This is a genomic window from Flavobacterium salmonis, from assembly GCF_903819435.1.
Taxonomy (GTDB): Bacteria; Bacteroidota; Bacteroidia; order Flavobacteriales; family Flavobacteriaceae; genus Flavobacterium; species Flavobacterium chungangense.
The window spans coordinates 86,448-107,546 of record NZ_CAIJDP010000066.1 but is presented as its reverse complement, the minus strand read 5'-3'; the positions used below and the strand labels follow the sequence as shown (position 1 = coordinate 107,546).

Sequence of the window (21,099 nt, the reverse complement as noted above, 5' to 3'; positions counted from 1 at the left end):
GCTCAGGATGACACTATTTTTAATTTAACCTAACGGGTTTTAATTATTTAATTCTAAATCTAACCTGTCTAAGTTTTTGGAATTAAAAAAGGCGACAATTTGAAATTTCAAATTGTCGCCTTTTTATAAGAAAGCTGCTTTTATATTATTCCTTATAAATTAAAGGATGCTCCCAAACTAAAAGTAAACTGATTATTTAAGTGATCAAACATATCATTATCATCACTGTATTTTGCAATTGGAAACCCAAGTTCAGTAAAAACACCAAATCCTTCTGTAAAAAGGTAACGGCCTCCTACGTGACCTCCAAAATTTTTCAGCCCTAAACTTAGTCCTGGATAAATGTCTAATTTTTCATCGACATTAAAAACATTTCCAATATTAGCATTTATTCTGAATTTTGCGTCGAAACGATCTTTAAAATCTGGTTTTACATTATCATATGGAGTTTCACTACCATTATAAAATCCTGAAAATTCGTTTACTCCCAATAAATAAGAACCAACAAAACCATAAGAAAAATTTTCAGCCAAACCAAAATCAACTGAGCCCTGAATTCCTGAACCTCCATCCTGAATATTCGCACCTACATTAACTTTTATATCTCCTTTTCCTTTAAAAGCTTCCTGTGCTTGTGTAATTCCGAATAATATCAGAAATAATAATGTGATAACTTTTTTCATAAATCTTAAATATTTTTTATTAGCAAAAATAGAATTTTACAACTTAATTTCTGCCTCTTTCATTAGAATACAATTCGTTTAAAGGTTCACTTTGCCAAAATTCTTTTGTATCCACATTCATTATAGTCAATGGCCCTTTGAAAGCCGCCCCTGTATCTATATTCCAAACGCATGCTTTATTAACCGGAACTGTTTCTCCAATACGGCTAACCGGAGTATGACCTATAAAAATTTCCTTATATAAGGTAAATCTTTTGGGATAATATAAATCTTCTTTATTCATATTTGGATCTACCGAAAGAGCTGTTTCCCATAAAGTTCTGTCCCAATAAAATAATTTAGGGAAATATTCATAAGCAACACCATTTAAATTCGTAAAACCTGCATGTACGAACAATCGATTTTCTTCATCAAGATGATAATCCTGCAATGATTCTAAAAATTTTATATGTACCTCTTTTTGTTTTTCATTTAATTTTGCATAAGCCAAAACTGTGGCTTCCCCTCCATGCTGATACCATAGTTCATTGTTTTTAGCATTTTTAAGCCATTCTAATAATAACTCATCATGATTACCTCTAATACAAATACAGTTTTGTTTACTTTGAAGATGAATCAAATAATCAATTACCTGTGGAGACTGACTCCAGCCATCAACATAATCTCCAAGAAATATTAAGGTGTCTTTTTCAGTAACTTCAGCTTTTTTCATCACTTGTTCAAGGGCAAGTAAACCACCATGAACGTCGCCAATAACAAATGTTCTCATTTTTAATTATTTAATCCGGAATACAAAAATATAGAAAATGATCTGCTTTAAACATTAACTCGTCAATCTAATTTATATTGCTAATACAAACGTAAATCCCGAGAACCTTATAAATTTGTTTTAGGTTCCCGGGATAATTTAGAATTTTATAAAAAATTAAACTCCAAGTTTTTTTGCAATTTCTATTGGAATTCCTCCTTTGTTAACCATTAAGGCAGTAGTTTTATATTTTACAAAGTTTTTAGTCACAAACAAGAAACCTTTATAGTCATTTGTTTCTCCCCATGAATTTTTTACAATATAATACTCTTTCCCAGTTTGATCTTTTGCCAAACCAATAATATGCATCCCATGATCATCTGTAGTTTGGTAATTATCAAAAGCAGTCTGACGCATTTCCGGAGTGATTTCTGGTTCTACTTTTGGTCCGTTAAACATATCCGCTTTTTCATCAGCCGTCATGTCATCATATTTTTTAGTAGAAACGTAAGCAACACCATTTTTCCAGCTAAAACTTTTCTCACTCACATCAGTTGCCCAGGCTACTGTATAACCCTTCTTTAAAGCATTGTCAATAACATCAGTCATATCATTTACTTTAACATTGTAAACCTGATCAAAAGACCAGTTGTCCGGCACAGCCAAAAGTGTTTTTTGATAATAAGGAGCTGTAGTAAATGATGACATCTCAACATATTCATCCGGATTAATTCCTACCACTTCTTTTGCAAAACTTTGGGGTGTATAGTTTTTTCCTTTGTATGCAAAATTATCCGGAACTTTACCTAAGTAAGAATCAATAACAGCGGCATACGCTTTTTCCCAGCTTGGCGTCAATTGACCATTTGGATTTTTAACAACAGCCGTCAAGACTCCTTCAATAAGAGCTGCCATTTCTGCAAATTTATTTTTATCAGTCCCATAGTTTAGCCCTGTGTAAACTTCTCTTGGAACTGTTCCGTATTTTTTATACATGTTAATTACATCATGCAAAGATCCTCCGTCACCCAAAGTAACAGCTCCATGCATGCGTACATAATTTTTTCCTTTTTCAACATATACATTTCTTGCAGAAAAAATCTGAGACAATTCAACTGGTTGTTTTCCTAAACGAATCATTTCAGATTCCAGAAAAGAATTTGTAGAATAACTCCAGCAAGTTCCCGAAGAGCCTTGTAATTTTACCGAAGTCGTTCCTAAATTAATCACTTCAGTGAACTTAAAATTTTCTTTGCTTTTATCACTTGCATTGAGCTTTAGTGAATTTACTAAAATGTCTTGTGCAAAACCGCCACTGACACCTACCAAAAAAACAGACGCAGCAAAAACTGATTTCATCGTAATTTTATACATAATCAAATGATTTAAATAGTTGACTCATTAGTAGCCCCTATTTTATTTTTGTTACAAATCAATTAAATATTAAGTAAAAAAAACTATTATTTTTCAGTTAATATTTATACAATATTTTTATTAAGCAGCCAAACCTTACAAATTCTTTAAAAAGCAATCATTGATCAAAAAAGTGCTTTTTTAATATTTTAATTTCTTAATAAATAGTATTTTTAGTTTATAAATACCATCAACAGTCCACGAATGTACGAACTCGAAAAGGAGAAATATTTAGGCAATACGAAAAACATTTTCAACACCACACAAGGTATTTCAGTGGTCGAAACTGAGTATCAAAATAAAGTTTACGAAGGCTGGCATTCACATAATAATGCACATATTACACTTTTTCTGAAAGGCGGAACAACCGAAAAACGAAAAAATTTTAGTGAAACAGTAGGTTCGGGCTCATTATTATTTTATCACAGTGATGAATTACATCTAAATAAAAATACTCTTTTTCCGTCCAGAAATATTAATATCGAAATTGAAGAAAATTTTCTTAAAAACCTTCAATTAACCGAAAACATTCTCGAAAAAGCAATTCAAAATTCTGTACTTACGAAATTTTTAATTTTGAAAATTTTTAAGGAAACAATCACTGCGGATGCATTTTCCAGCGATAGCATTACGATGTTATTTTCTCAATTATCGAATACTCATAAGCATTTGGACAGATATGAAAAAAGTCCGTATTGGGTAAAAAGCCTAAATGAATTATTAAACGATTGCTGGAATGAGAATCCAAACCTTCATGATCTGGCGCAGGTTTTACAACTAAATCCGATTACGATATCCAAACATTTTCCAAAATATTTTGGGTGCACGCTGGGTGAATATATGCGCCGAATCAAAATAAATCGTTCGCTTTCACTTATACAGTTAAACCAAAGCAATTTAACTGAAATTAGCTTAGAATGTGGGTTTGCTGATCAAAGCCATTTTATCAGAACCTTCAAAAACCTAACCGGATTTTTACCAAAGCAATTCCAAAAACTATAAGGCAGGCAAATTTCATTCTATTTTTTGGTTAAGCATCGATCTACATTTGCTTCAAATTAATACTTAAACCAAATCGAAATGGAAACCCTTACTACAAAACAAAAAATATTTAAATCACCTGTAACCAAGATGATTCTTGCATTGCTTGTTTTTATGACAGTTGTTATTATCGGACAACAGATTGCTTCAAAATTACTTAACTCGACTCCACTAGACAAAGACTATAGAAACCTTTTAAAAGGACTTTTTGTTTCGACATCATGTGTGTTAAGCTATATTCTTTTCTTTAAAAAATACGAAAAAAGAGCTGTAAAAGAATTTGCTTCAAAAGGAATTGCAAAAAATCTTATCATTGGAATTTCGGTTGGCTTTATCCTGCAATCGTTAACTATTTTAGTAATTTACCTAAACGGAAGTTATAGTGTTGCGGCTGTAAACCCGGTTTCATTTATCCTGATTCCTTTTGCCATTATGTTTACAGTGGCTATTATAGAAGAAATATTGGTTCGCGGAATTATATTTAGAGTTTTAGAAGAAAAACTGGGAAGCCATATTTCGCTTACCATTTCATCAGTTCTGTTTGGTGTTTTTCATCTAGCAAATCCTCACGGAACTTTGCTTTCGGGAATATGCATAACCACCGCAGGTTTTTTATTTGGAGCTGCTTATATTTACAGTCGCAGTTTATGGCTGCCAATTGCTTTACACTTTGCCTGGAACTTTACACAGTCGGGAATATTTGGCGCCATTACATCAGGAAACGAAAAAACAAATAGCTTACTTGAATCCAAAATACAAGGTCCTGAATATATTACAGGCGGTGAATTTGGCCCTGAAGGATCAATTCAGGCTATTGCCTTCTGTGTGGTTGCAACAATAGTATTTTTAATTTTAATTCATAAAGAAAATAAAATTATTAAACCATCCCGGAAAAGATAGTACTTGTAATTTATGTCTCACAAATTACCTATAACCCCCAGATAATTAAAAATTATCTGGGGGTTATATTTCATCATGTCTAATCTTTTTCCCCAACAAATAAAACAAAAAAATCCACCCAATAATCGGATGGATTTTAAATATCTATTTTGAAAAAAATTATTCTATTTCAGAAACTCTCATGGTATTTACCATTCCTTTATCTTTGATTGGCATCGCAGCAAGATTAATTAAATAATCTCCTTTTACAGCATAACCTTTTTCTACAGCAATTTGATTTACATCAGTTACTGTATCATCAGTACTATTTTCATTATCATAGAAAAATGATTTAACTCCCCATAATAAATTCAATTGTGTTAGAATTCTTCTGTTTGAAGTAAACACTAAAATATGTGCCGATGATGGTCTCCAGGCCGAAATTTGAAAAGCAGTATACCCACTATTTGTCAATGTACAAATGGCTTTTGCCTGAATTGTATTAGCCATTAAAGCCGCTTGTTGGCAAATTGTTTTAGTAATAAAACGTTTTGTTTTTATTTGTGGTGTGTTTTGTGGAACATGAATAAGCGGAGAGTTTTCAACAGCTTCACAAATTTGAGTCATTTTTTGAATTACCTGTACAGGATAGTTTCCTGTAGCAGTTTCTCCTGACAGCATCACCGCATCAGCTCCATCCATTACAGAGTTTGCAACGTCATTCACCTCTGCTCTTGTTGGCGTTAAGCTTGTAATCATTGTTTCCATCATTTGAGTAGCAACGATAACAGGAATTCTGGCAGTTTTAGCTCTTCGAATTAAGTCTTTTTGAACTAATGGTACTTCATGCGCAGGAAGTTCAACTCCTAAATCTCCACGAGCCACCATTAAAGCATCACAATATGCTACAATTCTATCCATGTTCTCTAAAGCTTCCGGCATTTCAATTTTAGCAACGATCGGAATTTTAACATCTGAATGTTTAGCAATTAATTCCTGTAAGTCTTGTAAATCACGAGGCGTTTTTACAAACGAAAGCGCAATCCAGTCTACTTTTTGCTCAATAGCAAAAATAGCATCCGCAATATCTTTTTCTGTTAATGCCGGTAAAGAAATCTTTGTATTTGGAAGATTAACTCCTTTTTTAGATTTTAATTCTCCCCCCTGAATAACTTTAGCAACAACTTCTGTCTTTTTATCCGTTGAAACGATCTCAAAAATAAGTTTCCCATCATCAAGTAAAATACGCTCTCCTTCATTCACATCATTTGGAAAGTTTTGATACTTCATAAATACTCTTTGAGCATTTCCTACAATATCTTCTGCAGTTGTAAAAGTGATTAAATCACCATCATTAACTGTAGTTCCTTCTTCCATTACTCCTACTCTAAGTTTAGGTCCCTGCAAATCTCCTAATATTGCAGTAGTATAACCAAACTCTTCATTTAAGCCTCTAATAATATTAATTTTCTCTTTTACACCTTCATAATCAGCATGCGAAAAATTAACTCTAAATACATTTACACCAGCGTCGATCATATCTTTAATGATCTCTTTCGTTCCACATGCAGGTCCAAGTGTGGCTACAATTTTGGTTTTTTTGTTTGTAAGCATTTTTTTTAAAAAATTAAATTGTTTTTTGATTTTATTTTATTGATATCTACAGCATAAATAGCTGCGATACTCTCAATTGTATTTAGCTTTTGCTGTATTTCTGAAAAGTTTATAGCCTCACCGCTATTATCTATTTTCAGGAAAAAATCTACTTTTTTGAATTCAGGAAGTAAATGAATTGTTGTTGAAACCTCACTATTTTCATTGGAAAACAAATTCTGAAAATCATTCGTACTCACTGAAATGATTTCATTTTTATTCTGAATCAAATTCCATGAAAGGGCTTTGTCGGTGTCATAATAATAGAATCTGGAAAAATTTGTTTCTCCTTCCTTAGTTTGAGCATGGATCTCGTTTTTACTCTTACTTAAGTTTATCGGAAGTTTTTTATTGATAAAATACGCTAATCTATAATCTTCTAAAGAAGTATGGATCGCCATTAAATAATAATCAATTTCGTCAAATTCGTCTAAATCTAATCTATGAATAGCCATTTCATAAAATATCAAGCTGTAAATATACTATTTCTATCGTAGCATCAATAGTTAAGAACAGCATGTTTTTGTTAATTTATAAACGAAAACGTTATAGCATTAGGAATATTACACTACTTTTCGTGTTATTTCTTATCCATTTTTTCCTGAAATGCAAAATATGCACGTTGCGAAGCTTTCTCTTCTGCTTTCTTTTTTGAAGTTGCTCTTGCCCTTGCAATTATTTTATCGTCTATACTTAATTTAACGCCAAACAAACGCTGCCCATCAATTCCGTTATCTTCAAAAATATCATAATGAAAGATTCTCTTCTCTTTTTGACACCATTCGATAACCAGACTTTTATAACTAATTACTTTTCCTTCAAGTCGTGCTATATCAACATAGGGTATAATGACTCTTTTTTGAATAAATTTTTCACAAAAAGAATAGCCCCGATCTAAATAAATAGCACCTATAAGTGCTTCAAAAATATTTCCGTGAATATTTTCACCAAAATGCTGAATAGGCACTTTACTCTCAACAAACCTTACTAAATTTAAATCTTTACCTAGTTCGTTCAAGTGTTCCCTGCTTACAATCTTAGAGCGCATTTTAGTCAAATAACCCTCATCACCGTTGGGTGCCTTATTAAATAAATGTGCAGCAATAACAGAACTTAACATAGCATCACCCAAAAATTCAAGTCTCTCATAATTAATGGGATTTCCGGATTCATCCAATTTATTAGAGGAGCGGTGTGTAAATGCTTTCTTGTAAAACCCTATAGTAATTGGCTGAAAACCAAGAATTTTCTGAATAGTGTCAAAAAAAATCCCGTCTTCTTGAGAACGGGATTTTGAAAATATTTTTTTGATAATATTCATAGACAAGACTAATCAACTAATTTTTTAAACAATACACAAGCGTTGTGTCCTCCAAAACCGAAAGTGTTACTCATAGCAACATTTACTTCTCTTTTTTGAGGTTTGTTCAAAGTTAGGTTTAATGACGGATCAATATTTTCATCAACAACAGTATGATTAATTGTTGGAGGAACAATACTGTGCTGCATCGCTAAAATAGACGCAATTGCCTCAATAGCACCAGCTGCACCAAGTAAGTGTCCAGTCATTGATTTTGTTGAATTTATGTTGATGTTTTTTGCATGGCTTCCAAACACAGCACTGATCGCTTTTAACTCAGCTACGTCTCCAAGAGGAGTAGAAGTTCCGTGTGTGTTGATATGATCAACATCTTCCGGGTTCATTCCTGCATCTCTTAAAGTATTTTTCATTACTGCAATAACTCCAATTCCTTCAGGATGTGGTGCAGTTAAGTGGTAAGCATCAGATGACATTCCACCTCCTCCAACTTCACAATAAATTTTTGCGCCTCTGGCTTTAGCATGTTCGTATTCTTCAAGGACCAATGCTCCTGCTCCTTCCCCTAAAACAAAACCATCTCTGGTAGCATCAAAAGGTCTGGAAGCCGTTTCCGGGCTTTCGTTTCTTGTAGATAAAGCGTGCATGGAACTAAAACCTCCCATACCTGCAATAGTAACTGCTGCTTCTGAACCTCCTGACACAATAACATCACACATTCCTAAACGAATATAGTTGAAAGCGTCAATTAAAGCATTTGCAGAAGAAGCACAAGCTGAAACAGTTGTATAATTAGGTCCCATATAGCCATTACGCATAGAAATATGCGCTGGCGCAATATCGGCAATCATTTTAGGAATAAAGAAAGGATTGAATTTTGGAGTTCCATCTCCTTTTGCATAATACATTACTTCATCCTGAAAAGTTTCCAAACCTCCAATTCCGGCTCCCCAAATAACTCCAACTCTTTGTTTGTCGATATTTTCGTCTGTTAATCCAGCATCTTTAATAGCTTCATCACTGGCCGCAACTGCATATTGAGCAAATTTATCTAATCTGCGCGATTCCTTGCGGTCCATATAATCTTCAATATTGAAGTTTTTTACTTCGCAGGCAAACTTAGTTTTATGTTTCTCTGTATCATAATACGTAATAGGGGCAGCACCGCTAACTCCATTAATAAGTGCATCCCAATATTCCTGGATATTATTTCCAATAGGAGTAAGAGCACCTAGTCCTGTAACAACAACTCGCTTTAATGCCATAAAAATGTATTTTGTGTCTTTAACAAATAAAACCCATGCTTTCTTAACTATAGTATTTACTTAAGAGCCATGGGCATTACAATATAAATATATCTTTTGATTGTGTACCAATCTAAATTTAAATTTTAAAAAAAATAATAACACCCGGTTTATACCATATAAACCGGGTGTATATTTATTATTTTTTAGCTTCCTCGATATAAGAAATAGCTTGACCAACAGTAGCAATGTTTTCTGCTTGATCGTCCGGAATTTGAATATCAAATTCTTTTTCGAATTCCATAATAAGCTCAACAGTGTCTAATGAGTCAGCTCCTAAATCATTAGTGAAGCTTGCTTCTGTTACAACTTCGTTTTCGTCAACACCTAATTTGTCTACGATAATCGCTTTTACTCTTGATGCAATGTCTGACATAATCTTTAATTTTAGAATTTAATTTGTTGGCAAAAATAAAAAACTTTATTTTAAAACAACTATTTAGTTAATAAATGTGTTACTAATTTATAAAATTAATTTCAAGAAAGGTCTTTTAATACTATTTATTTTGATTTTTTATTCCGTTTTTTGCATTCTCAAAATAAATTTGATTATGAAAAAAATTGTTGTTTTTGCCTCAGGTTCAGGCAGTAATGCAGAAAATATTATCAAACACTTTAAAGAAACTAAAATTGCAAATGTTGTTTCGGTCTTTACAAATAACCCAAATGCAAAAGTTATTCAAAGAGCAAAAAATCATCAAATTCCTGTCGAAATCTTCTCAAAAAACGAACTTTTAGAACGAAATGTATTACAAAAAATACAAGAAATCGACCCGGATCTGATCGTTCTGGCTGGATTTTTATTGAAATTCCCTGAAAACATAATTGAACTGTATCCAAATAAAATTATCAATATTCACCCTGCACTTTTACCTAATTATGGAGGAAAAGGCATGTACGGAATACACATACACAGGGCTATAGTCAATAATAAGGAAAAAGAAACAGGGATTTCTATTCATTATGTAAACGAACATTATGACGAAGGTGCCATTATTTTTCAGGCAAATGTTGCCCTGACCGACCAGGATACTCCTGAAACAGTCGCAGAGAAAATCCATGAATTAGAACAAAAACATTTCCCTGAGATTATTCAAAGATTATTAAGCGAATAAATACCAATCCAAAATAATTACAACACAAAAAATCAATTTTAGATTAGCTTAATCAATCTGAAATCTGAAATACAAAACAATGACTCACGAAGTACACATATATACAGACGGTGCTGCAAAAGGAAATCCCGGTAATGGCGGCTATGGAGTCGTTATGGAATTAGTTGGAACACCCCATAAAAAAGAGTTTTATGAAGGTTTTCGTTTAACAACAAATAACCGAATGGAACTTTTGGCTGTAATTGTTGGTTTAGAAAAACTGAAAAAGCCAAATATGAAAGTACTTGTGATTTCAGACTCAAAATATGTTGTCGATTCCGTTGAGAAGAAATGGATTTTAGGCTGGGAAAAAAAGAAATTTGCAGGCAGAAAGAATCCAGATTTATGGAAACGGTTTTTAGTTGTTTATCGCAAACATCAGGTTGATTTTAAATGGATTAAAGGCCATAATAATCATCCTCAAAACGAACGCTGCGATCAATTGGCTGTAATGGCATCGATGCAGCCTAAACTTTCTGTAGACACATATTACGAAACCATTGGATCTAAAGAATAAAAAAACGCATCAAAAATTGATGCGTTTTTTCGTTACTTACTTAATTTTTTTATCCTTCTTTATCAATATCTTTTGCTGTTTTAAAGCCAACCAAAAGTCCAATACCAGCCATTACAAAAATAATTGAAGGGTAAACTGCTCCATCATTTAATGAAGTGTAGGTTGTAATTAATAAAGCAATAAAAATTCCAACACCACTGCCTATTAACAAGAAAGCAAGATTTACAACAAAAATTTTCCAGGCAGAACCGCCTTTCCCTCTTCCTTTTAAAAATATACTGGCATCAACACCTTTTTCGATAAGAGCCAGACGTTCTCTGTTTCTTGTTGAGTAAATAAGATAGACAATCCCAAAGATTGTTGCACAAAAACTAAATGGTACTAATATTTCCGGTCCCATAATTTATATTGTTTTAATTGATTGATACTTCATATGACGATATCTTTTAAATTGAGGTTACATGTTTTGGTGAAAAATTTCAATTTTTAAATTAAAAACTCCAAAACCTGATGATTTTCAGCTAATTTTAAACATCATTAACAAGGATTTAATTTCAAAATACGAGTCGAAATGACAAAACGCATGAACCATTTTATGAATGTAAGTTTTTGTCAAAGTTCAATCCTTAATTATATATGTAAAATATCGAAGTTGAAATTTTGGAAATTTAAAAAACTGGAATTTATTTTTAAAATTCTTGTAACCTAAAAGAACAAATTGTCGTCCTATATAATATGAGTACAATACCTGATCAACATTATATCGATAAAATCCTTCAGGGCGAAACAAGTTCTTTTGCCGTGCTGGTTGACCGTTATAAGGATATGATTTTTACATTGGCCCTCAAAATGGTTAAAAACAGAGAAGAAGCCGAAGAAGTTTCTCAGGACACTTTTATCAAAATATATAATTCACTGAGTAAATTTAAAGGCGATTCTAAATTTTCGACCTGGATTTACAAAATAGCATATAACACCTGTTTAGATCGTCTGAAGAAAAGCAAAAAGGAAGAAAACAATATTTCGATAGATGAATTTTCGGCACACTTAATTAAAACGATGGACAATGCTTTAAGTGCTTTGCAAGAGAAAGAGCGAAAGCAGACGATTCAGAATTGTCTAAATTTATTAACAAGTGATGAGAATTTTCTGCTAACTTTATTTTATTTTGAAGATCAGAGTTTAGAAGAAATAGGTAAAATCATGAATATTAATGCTAATAATGTCAAGGTAAAATTATTTAGAAGCCGACAAAAGTTAGCTGTAATTTTGAAAAAGCAATTAGAACCAGAAATAATAGAATGTTATGAAAGAAAATGATAAAGAAATAGAAAATCTAATTGAGAAAATGATGGCCGAAAACACTTTAGAATCGCCATCTGCCGACTTTACATCCAATTTAATGTCACATATTCTTGTGGCTGAAAAAGCAAAAATTAAGCCTTATAAACCTTTGATTTCCATTTCAACATGGATTTTTATCGGAATTGCTTTGGCTGTTTTGGTCCTTTATAATGTCTTTTTTGCCGGAGCAGAAAATAATATAGAAATTGGAAAATCGTATACCGATAAAATTTCGGCAATTGTTTCCGGGATTCATATTTCTAAAACTACATTGTATGCAATCTTAATTGTTCCTTTTATGATTTTGGTTCAGGTTGGGGTTTTAAAGAATTATTTTGATAAGAAGTATCAGGTGTAATAGGATTTTAAAAAATGAAAACAAACTACCATTTTAAAAGCATTGTAAGAGCAAAAAGAATCTGCACGTATTTCTTCTTACTGTTATTGTTTTCTGCCCCTGGTTATGCAACTGCAATTTCATCAAACTTTACGACTAAAGAAATAAAATTTGTTAGTGAAGGAGTTTCACTTTCAGCAACTATTTTTACACCTAACAAAATACAGGCTGCTGTTGTGCTTGTTCATGGATCCGGACAAGAAAAAAGAATGATAAACTTTGCAACAATTCTGGCCGATAATGGAATTGCTGTTTTAACGTATGATAAACGTGGAGTCGGAGAATCAGAAGGTATATATGCTGGTCCTGAAGTAGGAACTAACAATGTAGATTTCTCAAACCTAAATCTTTTATCTTTAGATGCTAGCGCTGCCGTAAATACTTTATCTAAATCTTTATTAAATAATCAAATACCAATTGGTTTAATAGGGGGTAGTCAAGCTGGATGGATAATGCCATTGGCCGCAGAAAAAAACAAGAATGTCCAATTTATGACAATATTTAGCGGTGCGCTTATAACAGTCAAAGAACAATTGAGATTCCAATTTTATACAAATGGAGATAAAAATTTTTGGGATACACACTTAGAAGAAGAAGCGAGAAAACATGTATTCAATGATCCAGACAAATATGAATTTATTGATACAAATCCCAATGACATTCTTTCAAAATTATCAATTCCAGGACTCTGGATTTTTGGAGGTAAAGACATTCAAGTTCCAGTAAAGCTATCAATCGAATACCTTGATACATTAAAATCTAAAGGAAAACGTTATGAATATAAATTGTTTCCAAACTTGGGTCACAACACAGCATTTTCAAACTATGAAGAACCTATGAAGGATGCAATCAATTGGATAAAAAATATAAACAAGTTAAAGAATCATAAGTAAAAAAATATCCTAATACTATTCTTAACGTTTTAAGCGAAAAAAGAAAAACTTCATCCTTTAAAAAACTAAGACAAAAGCAAATTAGTTTTTTCCAAAATATAAGTTGCATTTTAAATCAGGAAAACATATTTTAAGCTTTCTGAAAAAACAATTTTAAACAATTCATTTACAAGAGTTTTACCTAGAAATCGTTGTCGTTTTTTTATGAAAATTTTGAGATTGCAAACCGTTGCAATATTGTAACTTATGAAGTATCTTTGCACCTTAATTCGAAATTCATAAAATGAATAAATTATTGATTGTTGGAACAGTTGCTTTCGACGCGATTGAAACTCCTTTCGGAAAAACAGATAAAATATTAGGTGGTGCTGCAACATACATTGGTTTATCAGCCTCATTTTTCAACCTGCAATCAGCCATAGTTTCTGTAGTTGGTGACGATTTTCCTCAGAAACATTTAGATTTACTGACTTCAAAAAATATCGATATCTCGGGTATCGAAATTGTAAAAGGCGGAAAAACCTTTTTCTGGAGCGGTTTATATCACAACGATCTTAATTCAAGAGACACTTTGGTAACAGAGTTAAATGTTTTAGCTGATTTTCAGCCAAAAGTTCCTCAAAATTTTAAAGATGCTGATGTTGTGATGTTAGGAAACTTACACCCGTTAGTACAAAGCAGTGTTTTGGATCAAATGGAGAAAAAACCAAAATTAGTGGTTTTAGACACCATGAACTTTTGGATGGACTGCGCTCTTCCGGAATTACTGGAGGTTATCAAACGTGTTGACGTTATTACAATCAATGACGAAGAAGCAAGACAGCTTTCAGGTGAATATTCATTAGTAAAAGCGGCTGCTAAAATTCAGGAAATGGGACCAAAATATGTGGTGATCAAAAAAGGAGAACACGGTGCGCTTTTATTCCACAACAGAGAAGTGTTCTTTGCGCCAGCTTTACCGCTGGAAGAAGTTTTTGATCCAACCGGAGCGGGAGATACTTTCGCTGGCGGATTTTCAGGATTTATTGCGCAAAGTGAAAATATTTCGTTTGGCAACATGAAAAACGCAATTATTTACGGTTCAAATTTAGCTTCATTTTGTGTCGAGAAATTCGGAACCGAGAGGATGGAAACATTAAGCAAGGCCGAAGTAGCGATTCGATTACAGCAATTTAAGTCGTTAACTCAGTTTGACATAGAAATATAATGCCGAAGAGCCTCGATAAAACGGGGCTTTTTTATTACGACAATACAGACAACTTACAACAACACAAATACAAAAACAATGAGCGACGCTTTAAAACACGAATGTGGTATAGCCTTAGTCAGACTTCTTAAACCGCTTGAATATTACAAAGAAAAATACGGAACTGCTTTTTACGGAATTCAGAAAATGTACCTGATGATGGAAAAACAGCACAACCGTGGTCAGGATGGTGCTGGTTTTGCAAGTATCAAATTAGATGTAGAACCTGGTGAACGTTATATCAGCAGGGTTCGTTCAAACCATTCACAGCCAATCCAGGATGTTTTCAAACAAATCAATGAACGTATCAGTGAGGAACTAAAAGCAAATCCTGAACTGAATGACAATATAAAAGAGCTAAAAGCAAACATACCTTATATAGGAGAATTGTTTTTAGGACACGTTCGTTACGGAACTTTCGGCAAAAACAGCATCGAAAGCGTACACCCCTTTTTACGTCAGAGCAACTGGATGCACCGTAATCTGATTTTGGCAGGAAACTTTAATATGACAAATGTTAAAGAACTCTTTCAAAATCTGGTTGAACTTGGACAACATCCAAAAGAAATGGCTGATACCGTTACTGTCATGGAAAAAATTGGTCACTTTTTAGATAAAGAAGTAATGCAATTGTATCAGGACTGTAAAGCAGAAGGATATTCAAAAAGAGAAGCCTCTCCGGTAATTGCAGAACGCCTGGATCTTGCAAAAATACTAACACGCTCAGCTAAAAATTTAGATGGTGGTTACGCAATGGCTGGTTTATTAGGGCACGGAGACGCATTTGTTTTTAGAGATCCGGCGGGTATTCGTCCGGCCTATTTCTATCAGGATGACGAAGTTGTTGTTGTAGCTTCAGAAAGACCTGTTATTCAAACTGTATTTAATGTTCCGTTTGAAAGCGTTAAGGAAATTGAACCTGGAAATGCCTTAATTATAAAGAAAAGCGGAAAAGTTACCATGAATCAAATTCTGGAACCAACCGTTAAAAAGGCTTGTTCTTTTGAAAGAATCTACTTTTCAAGAGGAAGTGATGCTGAAATTTATCAGGAACGTAAAAATTTAGGAAAATTAATTTTGCCTGCAGTTCTTAAAGCAATTGACAGCGACACAGATAACACCGTTTTCTCTTATATTCCAAATACAGCTGAAACCTCTTTTTATGGATTGGTTGAAGCAGCCCAGGATTTCTTAAACCAAAGAAAGAACAATTATATCTTAGAAAACAGAAATACATTAACCGCTGAGACACTTCAGGAACTTTTAGCTGTAAAAATACGCACAGAGAAAGTGGCCATTAAAGATGCTAAACTTAGAACCTTTATTACAGAAGACAGCAGCCGTGACGATTTAGTAGCTCACGTATATGATGTTACATACGGAGTGATTAAGCCAGAAGATAATTTGGTCATTATTGACGATAGTATTGTTCGTGGTACAACATTAAAAATGAGCATCATTAAAATGATGGATCGTTTAAAACCAAAACGTATTGTAATTGTTTCTTCTGCCCCGCAAATTCGTTATCCGGATTGCTACGGAATTGATATGGCAAAACTGGAAGGCCTTGTTGCTTTTAGAGCGGCTTTGGATTTATTGAAAGAAAGAAATTTATATCATATCGTTGATGAAGTATATGCAAAATGTAAAGCACAGGAAAATTATGTAGATACAGATGTTGTAAATTATGTAACAGCGATTTATGATCAATTTACACCTGAAGAAGTTTCAGACAGAATTGCCGAGATGTTAAGCTCTCCTGAAATCAATGCCGAAGTAAAAATTATCTTCCAAAAAGTAGAAGACTTACACATTGCCTGTCCGAAAAATCTCGGCGATTGGTATTTCACCGGAGAGTATCCAACTCCAGGCGGAAATCGTGTTGTAAATAGAGCATTTATTAACTTTTATGAAGGAAAAAACGCAAGAGCATACTAAATAAAAAGTTAAAAAATGCATTTCATCGGATTTTTATGTATTTCATCCTATATTTTTGGGAAAACTACAATGCTAATATATCTTTGAAGAACCATAACATTAGTAGGTTAAGTTTATGGTAGATTTGGGGCAAAAAAGGTGGGAGCAATCTCACCTTTTTTATTGGGATAAATTTAAATTTTTAGAAACCAATCAGTTAATCGGATATTATTACATTTAATCAGAAATATTTGAAATAAATAATATAGTGCCATACATTTGATCCACCATAAAATTAAGTAGGTTAAGTATATGGTAAATTTGGGGCAAAAAAGGCGGAAGAGATTCCGCCTTTTTTATTTAATAAATTCTCCCAAACTGAACATAACAATTTCAGAAACATAAATAAAAAAAATAGACAAACAATCTTTTGATTATCCGTCTATTTCTATATTACTTACTCTATTCTTTTATTTGTCTAAAGCAAATCTTCTTGCAACTTCTGTCCAATTAATTACACTAAAGAAAGCTTCAATATAATCTGGTCTTCTGTTTTGGTAGTTTAAGTAGTAAGCATGTTCCCAAACGTCCATTCCTAAGATTGGAGTTCCACCGTTACCAGCAACTTCTGGCATTAATGGGTTATCTTGATTTGGAGTACCTACAACTTCTAATTTTCCTCCTTTTTGAACTGTTAACCAAGCCCATCCTGAACCGAATTGCGTTGCACCAGCTTTAGCAAATTTTGCCTTAAACTCTTCGAAAGTTCCAAAAGAAGCCTCAATTGCAGCTAACAAATCACCTGTTGGTAATCCGCCACCGTTTGGAGACATAACAGTCCAGAATAAATTGTGGTTGTAAAAACCTCCACCGTTATTACGCACTGCTGCGTTAGATTTATCTAAATTGATTAAGATATTTTCTATTGTTTTTCCTTCTAAATCTGTACCTGTAATTGCAGCGTTAAGATTTGTTGTGTAAGCATTATGATGTTTAGAATGGTGGATCTCCATTGTGCGCGCATCAATATGTGGTTCTAATGCGTCATATGCATAAGGTAATTGTGGTAATTCAAAAGCCATGATATATGATTTTATGATTTATAATAATTTATTCAAATTTATACATTTAACTTTGGAATAGAAAATTCTATTTCGTTATAATTGAATTTAGTTAAGTGATAATTGTTGTTTTTACACTAAAATCGATGTAAAAGCCTTTACTTACCGTTAAAAGTTGTCATTGTATTTTCTAATCCTGCAGTACCAAAAGATTTGATAATTTCTGAAGCGACTTCGAGCCTTTCAGGTAATTTTGTTTTTTCCTCTTCATCCCAATCCCCTAAAACGTAATCAACCTGCTGCCCTTTTTTGAACTGATCACTGATACCAAACCGGAATCGGGTATATTGCTGCGTATTCAAAACCAGATTGATGTTTTTAAGTCCGTTGTGCCCTCCGTCGCTTCCTTTTGGTTTTATTCGGATGGTTCCAAAAGAGAGGTTTAAGTCATCTGTAATGACCAGAATATTTTCTAACGGAATGTTTTCATTATCCATCCAGTACTTTACCGCTTTTCCACTAAGGTTCATATAAGTGTTTGGCTTGAGCAGCAAAAAGGTCCTTCCTTTAAACTTGTATTGGGCAAGTGCACCGAGTTTGACAGTTTCGAAGGAAAGGCTTTCTTTTTTGGCTAAAAAGTCCAGTACTTTAAATCCAATGTTATGCCTTGTGTTAACATATTCGGCTCCGATGTTTCCTAATCCTACGATTAAATATTTTTTCATATAATCTGTGTTCTCTTCTTTTTGTGTTGATGAAAACAGTTTTGTAATCCATTTTATCATGCTTGCAAAAATAGGTTTAATTTGGTAATTAGAAAATGTGTCAATTAGATAATTTGATTTACATTGTCATTAACCGCAAAGAACGCAAAGGTTTTTTTCGCTAAGTTCGCTAAGTTCGCTAAGGGTAGCACGCAGATGACGCAGATTTTAAACCGATTTACGCGGATTTTTATTTATAACACCAAATTTACCCACATTTTTGTCATCCTGACGAAGGAAGGATCTCCGCAAGAAGCTCGACAATCTAAAGAAAATTGTTTTACTGGACTTCGACTTCGCTCAGTCTGACATGTTGTAGATTTTCTCATCTCAAAAGCTTATAAAAACTAAACGTTTAGCTAGCCCTGACAGAAGCGGTATCCTTTTTCTGGCTTCTTTAGCCAGGAAAAGATACAAGTGGATGGCAGGAACGTCTGGCCTTGAAAAAACGAAAAGTATCTGCTACAAACAAAAAATGTAAAAATATAAAAAGCTTCGACTTCGCTCAGTCTGACATTTGAAAATTTAGAACCTCAACCTCTTAGCAACTCAAAACCTCTAAAAACAAAAAAAGCACCAACCTTTCGATTGATGCTTTTGTATTGATTTGAAAAAATTATTTTTTCTTTCCTTTTGCAGGAGCTTTTGCAGCTTTTGCAGCTTCCTGAGCAGCTTTCATTGCAGCACGAGAAATTCTTACCTGAGCCACAACAGTGTTGTCCGGGTGCATCACTTTGTATTCTGGTGATCCAACTTTAGTAACGTATAATTTGTTACCCATTTCAAGTGGCGTAATATCTGCTTCAACAAAATCTGGAAGGTTTTTAGGTAAAGCTTTAACTTTTAATTTACGAGTGTTTAAACGTAAAACACCACCTGCAAGAACACCTTTAGATGTACCTACAACTTTTACAGGAACTTCCATAGTGATTTCTTTGTCATCAAATAATTGAAAGAAGTCAATGTGTAAGATTTTGTCAGATACCGGGTGAACCTGAATATCCTGTAAAATTGCATTGAATGATTTTCCTTTTCCAAGCTCAATCACAACTGTGTGTGCATTTGGAGTGTAAACCAAGTTTTTGAACGCTGCAGCGTCTGCTGAGAAGTGTACTGCCTGATTTCCTCCGTATAACACGCAAGGAACCGCTCCAGCATTACGTAAGGCTTTAGTTGACACTTTGCCCACGCTTTCTCTTTCTGATCCTTTAATTGTAATCGATTTCATTGTAAAAAAATATAGTTATTAAAAATATTCTAATTCTTGTTGTAGTGAGATTGCTTCGTTCCTCGCAATGACTACATTATAAATTTTCCACTGATGGAATTGTTGTGGTGCACCATGTGCATAACTTCTGCAAAAAGAGGCGCACAACTCACTACTCTTATTTTATCTGAATGTCTCTTTAAAGGAATAGAATCTGTTACGATTAATTCGCTCAATTTCGAGTTTTCAATTTTTTCGTAAGCTCCACCTGATAAGATAGCGTGGGTACAAATTGCCCTTACACTTAACGCTCCTTTTTCGATCATTAAATCGGCTGCTTTCGCCAAAGTACCGCCAGTATCGATCATATCGTCTACCAATACTACGTTACGTCCTTTTACTTCACCAATTAGTTCCATAGTGTCGATAACGTTAGCTGCTTTTCTTTGTTTGTAACAGATTACTACATCTGATTCTAAAAACTTAGAGTAAGCATATGCTCTTTTTGAACCTCCCATATCCGGAGATGCAATGGTTAAATTTTCTAATCCTAAACTTTCTACGTATGGTAAAAAGATGGTTGATGCAAATAAATGATCTACCGGTTTTTCGAAAAACCCCTGAATTTGATCTGCGTGCAAATCCATTGTCATTACTCTTGTTGCTCCGGCAGCATCTAATAGATTAGCTACTAATTTTGCTCCAATCGGAACTCTTGGTTTGTCTTTTCTGTCTTGTCTTGCCCAACCAAAATAAGGCATAACAGCTGTAATGTGTCTTGCTGATGCACGTTTTGCCGCATCGATCATTAGCAACAATTCCATCAAATTATCAGCAGTTGGAAAAGTGGAACACACGATAAAAACGCGTAATCCTCGGATTGATTCTTCGTAAGATGGCTGAAATTCTCCATCACTATACGTTGACATCGTTACTTTACCTAACGGAATCCCGTATTGTTCGGCAATTTTTTCTGCAAGATAAACACTTTGTGAACAAGCAAAAATTTTAGCTTCTGGTTCTAGGTGCGACATTATAATTTGTTGTTTTTGCTCCGCTGCTCTTTGTACAATTCGGCTTCACCATTTTCGGTAAAGCAAAATACATATAATTACCTCGGGTGTAGTTAGTTGTGTGTGCTTCGTTTTAACGAGGTGCAAATTTAGAAAATTTATTGGACACTGAAAGGAAAAATTTAAGTATTTTTAGTAGCACATTTAATTTTATTTTTTACATTTGCACCGTGTTAAAGGAATAAGCACACTTATGACTTCATAATTACTTATTCTATTGCGTTAAAATAACTGATTTATTAGTTGTTTTTTCGTCTGCTAAGCCCGGATGGCGGAATTGGTAGACGCGCTGGTCTCAAACACCTGTGGGAAACCGTGCCGGTTCGACTCCGGCTCCGGGTACATTAACGGTCAAACTGTTTTTTAACGGTTTGACCGTTTTTAATTTCCTGCAAGCACTTGCTAACTCTACTAAAATGCATGTTTTCTAATTTAATACTAGAATTGCAGATATTCAATTTTATCAGATAACTCAATTCTTTGAATT

At 33.6% G+C, this 21,099-nt stretch carries 22 protein-coding genes and 1 tRNA gene; 10 read left to right on the top strand and 13 right to left on the bottom strand.

What is annotated here, in order from left to right; all coding sequences use genetic code 11:
* Positions 1-152 precede the first annotated feature (152 nt).
* From FLACHUCJ7_RS09800 to FLACHUCJ7_RS09790, 3 genes are all read right to left on the bottom strand, one after another.
* Positions 153-683 (bottom strand): DUF6646 family protein, encoded by a 531-nt coding sequence (locus FLACHUCJ7_RS09800; protein WP_180908763.1) that lies wholly within the window; start codon positions 681-683, stop codon positions 153-155.
* 43 nt (positions 684-726) lie between these two features.
* Positions 727-1,452 carry a metallophosphoesterase family protein gene (locus FLACHUCJ7_RS09795; RefSeq protein WP_031454036.1) on the bottom strand — a complete coding sequence of 242 codons (726 nt, stop codon included), beginning with the start codon at positions 1,450-1,452 and terminating at the stop codon, positions 727-729.
* 156 nt (positions 1,453-1,608) lie between these two features.
* Complete coding sequence (locus FLACHUCJ7_RS09790; RefSeq protein ID WP_078226906.1) at positions 1,609-2,805, bottom strand: C1 family peptidase; 1,197 nt, start codon at positions 2,803-2,805, stop codon at positions 1,609-1,611.
* A gap of 243 nt (positions 2,806-3,048) precedes the next feature.
* Here FLACHUCJ7_RS09790 and FLACHUCJ7_RS09785 point away from each other — a divergent pair, with 243 nt between their 5' ends.
* Together FLACHUCJ7_RS09785 and FLACHUCJ7_RS09780 are read left to right on the top strand one after the other, a co-directional pair.
* Positions 3,049-3,846, top strand: a complete 798-nt coding sequence (locus FLACHUCJ7_RS09785) for an AraC family transcriptional regulator (protein WP_078226905.1) — start codon at positions 3,049-3,051, stop codon at positions 3,844-3,846.
* 78 nt (positions 3,847-3,924) lie between these two features.
* The gene (locus FLACHUCJ7_RS09780) at positions 3,925-4,785 is read left to right on the top strand and encodes a CPBP family intramembrane glutamic endopeptidase (RefSeq protein ID WP_180908762.1); all 861 of its coding nucleotides are present in this window, start codon (positions 3,925-3,927) and stop codon (positions 4,783-4,785) included.
* Between the two features lie 159 nt (positions 4,786-4,944).
* Here the strand turns inward: FLACHUCJ7_RS09780 and pyk are convergent, their stop codons facing one another.
* The 5 genes from pyk to FLACHUCJ7_RS09755 all read right to left on the bottom strand — a co-directional run bounded on the left by pyk (position 4,945) and on the right by FLACHUCJ7_RS09755 (position 9,415).
* Positions 4,945-6,378, bottom strand: coding sequence for a pyruvate kinase (gene pyk / locus FLACHUCJ7_RS09775; protein WP_031454032.1), 1,434 nt, complete (start codon positions 6,376-6,378; stop codon positions 4,945-4,947).
* 5 nt (positions 6,379-6,383) lie between these two features.
* Positions 6,384-6,872 carry an IPExxxVDY family protein gene (locus tag FLACHUCJ7_RS09770; RefSeq protein WP_031454031.1) on the bottom strand — a complete coding sequence of 163 codons (489 nt, stop codon included), beginning with the start codon at positions 6,870-6,872 and terminating at the stop codon, positions 6,384-6,386.
* Positions 6,873-6,997: 125 nt separating this feature from the next.
* Positions 6,998-7,738: a ribonuclease III gene (gene rnc / locus FLACHUCJ7_RS09765; protein ID WP_078226903.1), complete on the bottom strand. Its 741-nt coding sequence runs from the start codon at positions 7,736-7,738 to the stop codon at positions 6,998-7,000.
* An 8-nt stretch (positions 7,739-7,746) separates the two neighbouring features.
* Entirely contained in the window at positions 7,747-9,000 is a 1,254-nt protein-coding gene (gene fabF / locus FLACHUCJ7_RS09760; RefSeq protein WP_180908761.1) for a beta-ketoacyl-ACP synthase II, read from the bottom strand.
* Positions 9,001-9,178: 178 nt separating this feature from the next.
* Positions 9,179-9,415, bottom strand: a complete 237-nt coding sequence (locus FLACHUCJ7_RS09755) for an acyl carrier protein (protein WP_007137004.1) — start codon at positions 9,413-9,415, stop codon at positions 9,179-9,181.
* Between the two features lie 175 nt (positions 9,416-9,590).
* On the opposite strand from FLACHUCJ7_RS09755, the gene purN reads away from it, so the two are divergent.
* Together purN and rnhA are read left to right on the top strand one after the other, a co-directional pair.
* Positions 9,591-10,154, top strand: a complete 564-nt coding sequence (gene purN, locus FLACHUCJ7_RS09750) for a phosphoribosylglycinamide formyltransferase (protein ID WP_078226901.1) — start codon at positions 9,591-9,593, stop codon at positions 10,152-10,154.
* Positions 10,155-10,233: 79 nt separating this feature from the next.
* Complete coding sequence (gene rnhA / locus FLACHUCJ7_RS09745; RefSeq protein WP_031454027.1) at positions 10,234-10,710, top strand: ribonuclease HI; 477 nt, start codon at positions 10,234-10,236, stop codon at positions 10,708-10,710.
* Between the two features lie 49 nt (positions 10,711-10,759).
* Here the strand turns inward: rnhA and FLACHUCJ7_RS09740 are convergent, their stop codons facing one another.
* Positions 10,760-11,110 (bottom strand): DUF6249 domain-containing protein, encoded by a 351-nt coding sequence (locus tag FLACHUCJ7_RS09740; protein ID WP_031454026.1) that lies wholly within the window; start codon positions 11,108-11,110, stop codon positions 10,760-10,762.
* A 335-nt stretch (positions 11,111-11,445) separates the two neighbouring features.
* On the opposite strand from FLACHUCJ7_RS09740, the gene FLACHUCJ7_RS09735 reads away from it, so the two are divergent.
* From FLACHUCJ7_RS09735 to FLACHUCJ7_RS09715, 5 genes are all read left to right on the top strand, one after another.
* Entirely contained in the window at positions 11,446-12,030 is a 585-nt protein-coding gene (locus FLACHUCJ7_RS09735; protein WP_180908760.1) for an RNA polymerase sigma factor, read from the top strand.
* Positions 12,017-12,412: a hypothetical protein gene (locus tag FLACHUCJ7_RS09730; protein ID WP_180908759.1), complete on the top strand. Its 396-nt coding sequence runs from the start codon at positions 12,017-12,019 to the stop codon at positions 12,410-12,412. Before FLACHUCJ7_RS09735 ends, FLACHUCJ7_RS09730 begins: the two co-directional genes overlap by 14 nt.
* 14 nt (positions 12,413-12,426) lie before the next feature.
* Positions 12,427-13,344, top strand: coding sequence for an alpha/beta hydrolase family protein (locus tag FLACHUCJ7_RS09725; protein WP_180908758.1), 918 nt, complete (start codon positions 12,427-12,429; stop codon positions 13,342-13,344).
* 283 nt (positions 13,345-13,627) lie between these two features.
* Positions 13,628-14,551 (top strand): PfkB family carbohydrate kinase, encoded by a 924-nt coding sequence (locus tag FLACHUCJ7_RS09720; protein ID WP_180908757.1) that lies wholly within the window; start codon positions 13,628-13,630, stop codon positions 14,549-14,551.
* A 78-nt stretch (positions 14,552-14,629) separates the two neighbouring features.
* Positions 14,630-16,528 (top strand): amidophosphoribosyltransferase, encoded by a 1,899-nt coding sequence (locus tag FLACHUCJ7_RS09715; protein WP_078227943.1) that lies wholly within the window; start codon positions 14,630-14,632, stop codon positions 16,526-16,528.
* A 449-nt stretch (positions 16,529-16,977) separates the two neighbouring features.
* Here FLACHUCJ7_RS09715 and FLACHUCJ7_RS09710 read toward each other — a convergent pair whose 3' ends face one another.
* The 4 genes from FLACHUCJ7_RS09710 to FLACHUCJ7_RS09695 form a co-directional block, all read right to left on the bottom strand.
* A complete protein-coding gene (locus tag FLACHUCJ7_RS09710; protein WP_078226896.1) occupies positions 16,978-17,589 on the bottom strand; it encodes a superoxide dismutase in 612 nt (203 codons plus the stop codon).
* A gap of 137 nt (positions 17,590-17,726) precedes the next feature.
* Positions 17,727-18,353: an aminoacyl-tRNA hydrolase gene (gene pth / locus FLACHUCJ7_RS09705; RefSeq protein WP_180908756.1), complete on the bottom strand. Its 627-nt coding sequence runs from the start codon at positions 18,351-18,353 to the stop codon at positions 17,727-17,729.
* Positions 18,354-18,948: 595 nt separating this feature from the next.
* Complete coding sequence (locus FLACHUCJ7_RS09700) at positions 18,949-19,560, bottom strand: 50S ribosomal protein L25/general stress protein Ctc (protein ID WP_110308570.1); 612 nt, start codon at positions 19,558-19,560, stop codon at positions 18,949-18,951.
* A 71-nt stretch (positions 19,561-19,631) separates the two neighbouring features.
* Positions 19,632-20,573: a ribose-phosphate pyrophosphokinase gene (locus tag FLACHUCJ7_RS09695; RefSeq protein WP_078226894.1), complete on the bottom strand. Its 942-nt coding sequence runs from the start codon at positions 20,571-20,573 to the stop codon at positions 19,632-19,634.
* A 301-nt stretch (positions 20,574-20,874) separates the two neighbouring features.
* On the opposite strand from FLACHUCJ7_RS09695, the gene FLACHUCJ7_RS09690 reads away from it, so the two are divergent.
* Positions 20,875-20,954: transfer RNA gene (locus FLACHUCJ7_RS09690), tRNA-Leu, on the top strand.
* Positions 20,955-21,099: the final 145 nt, after the last annotated feature.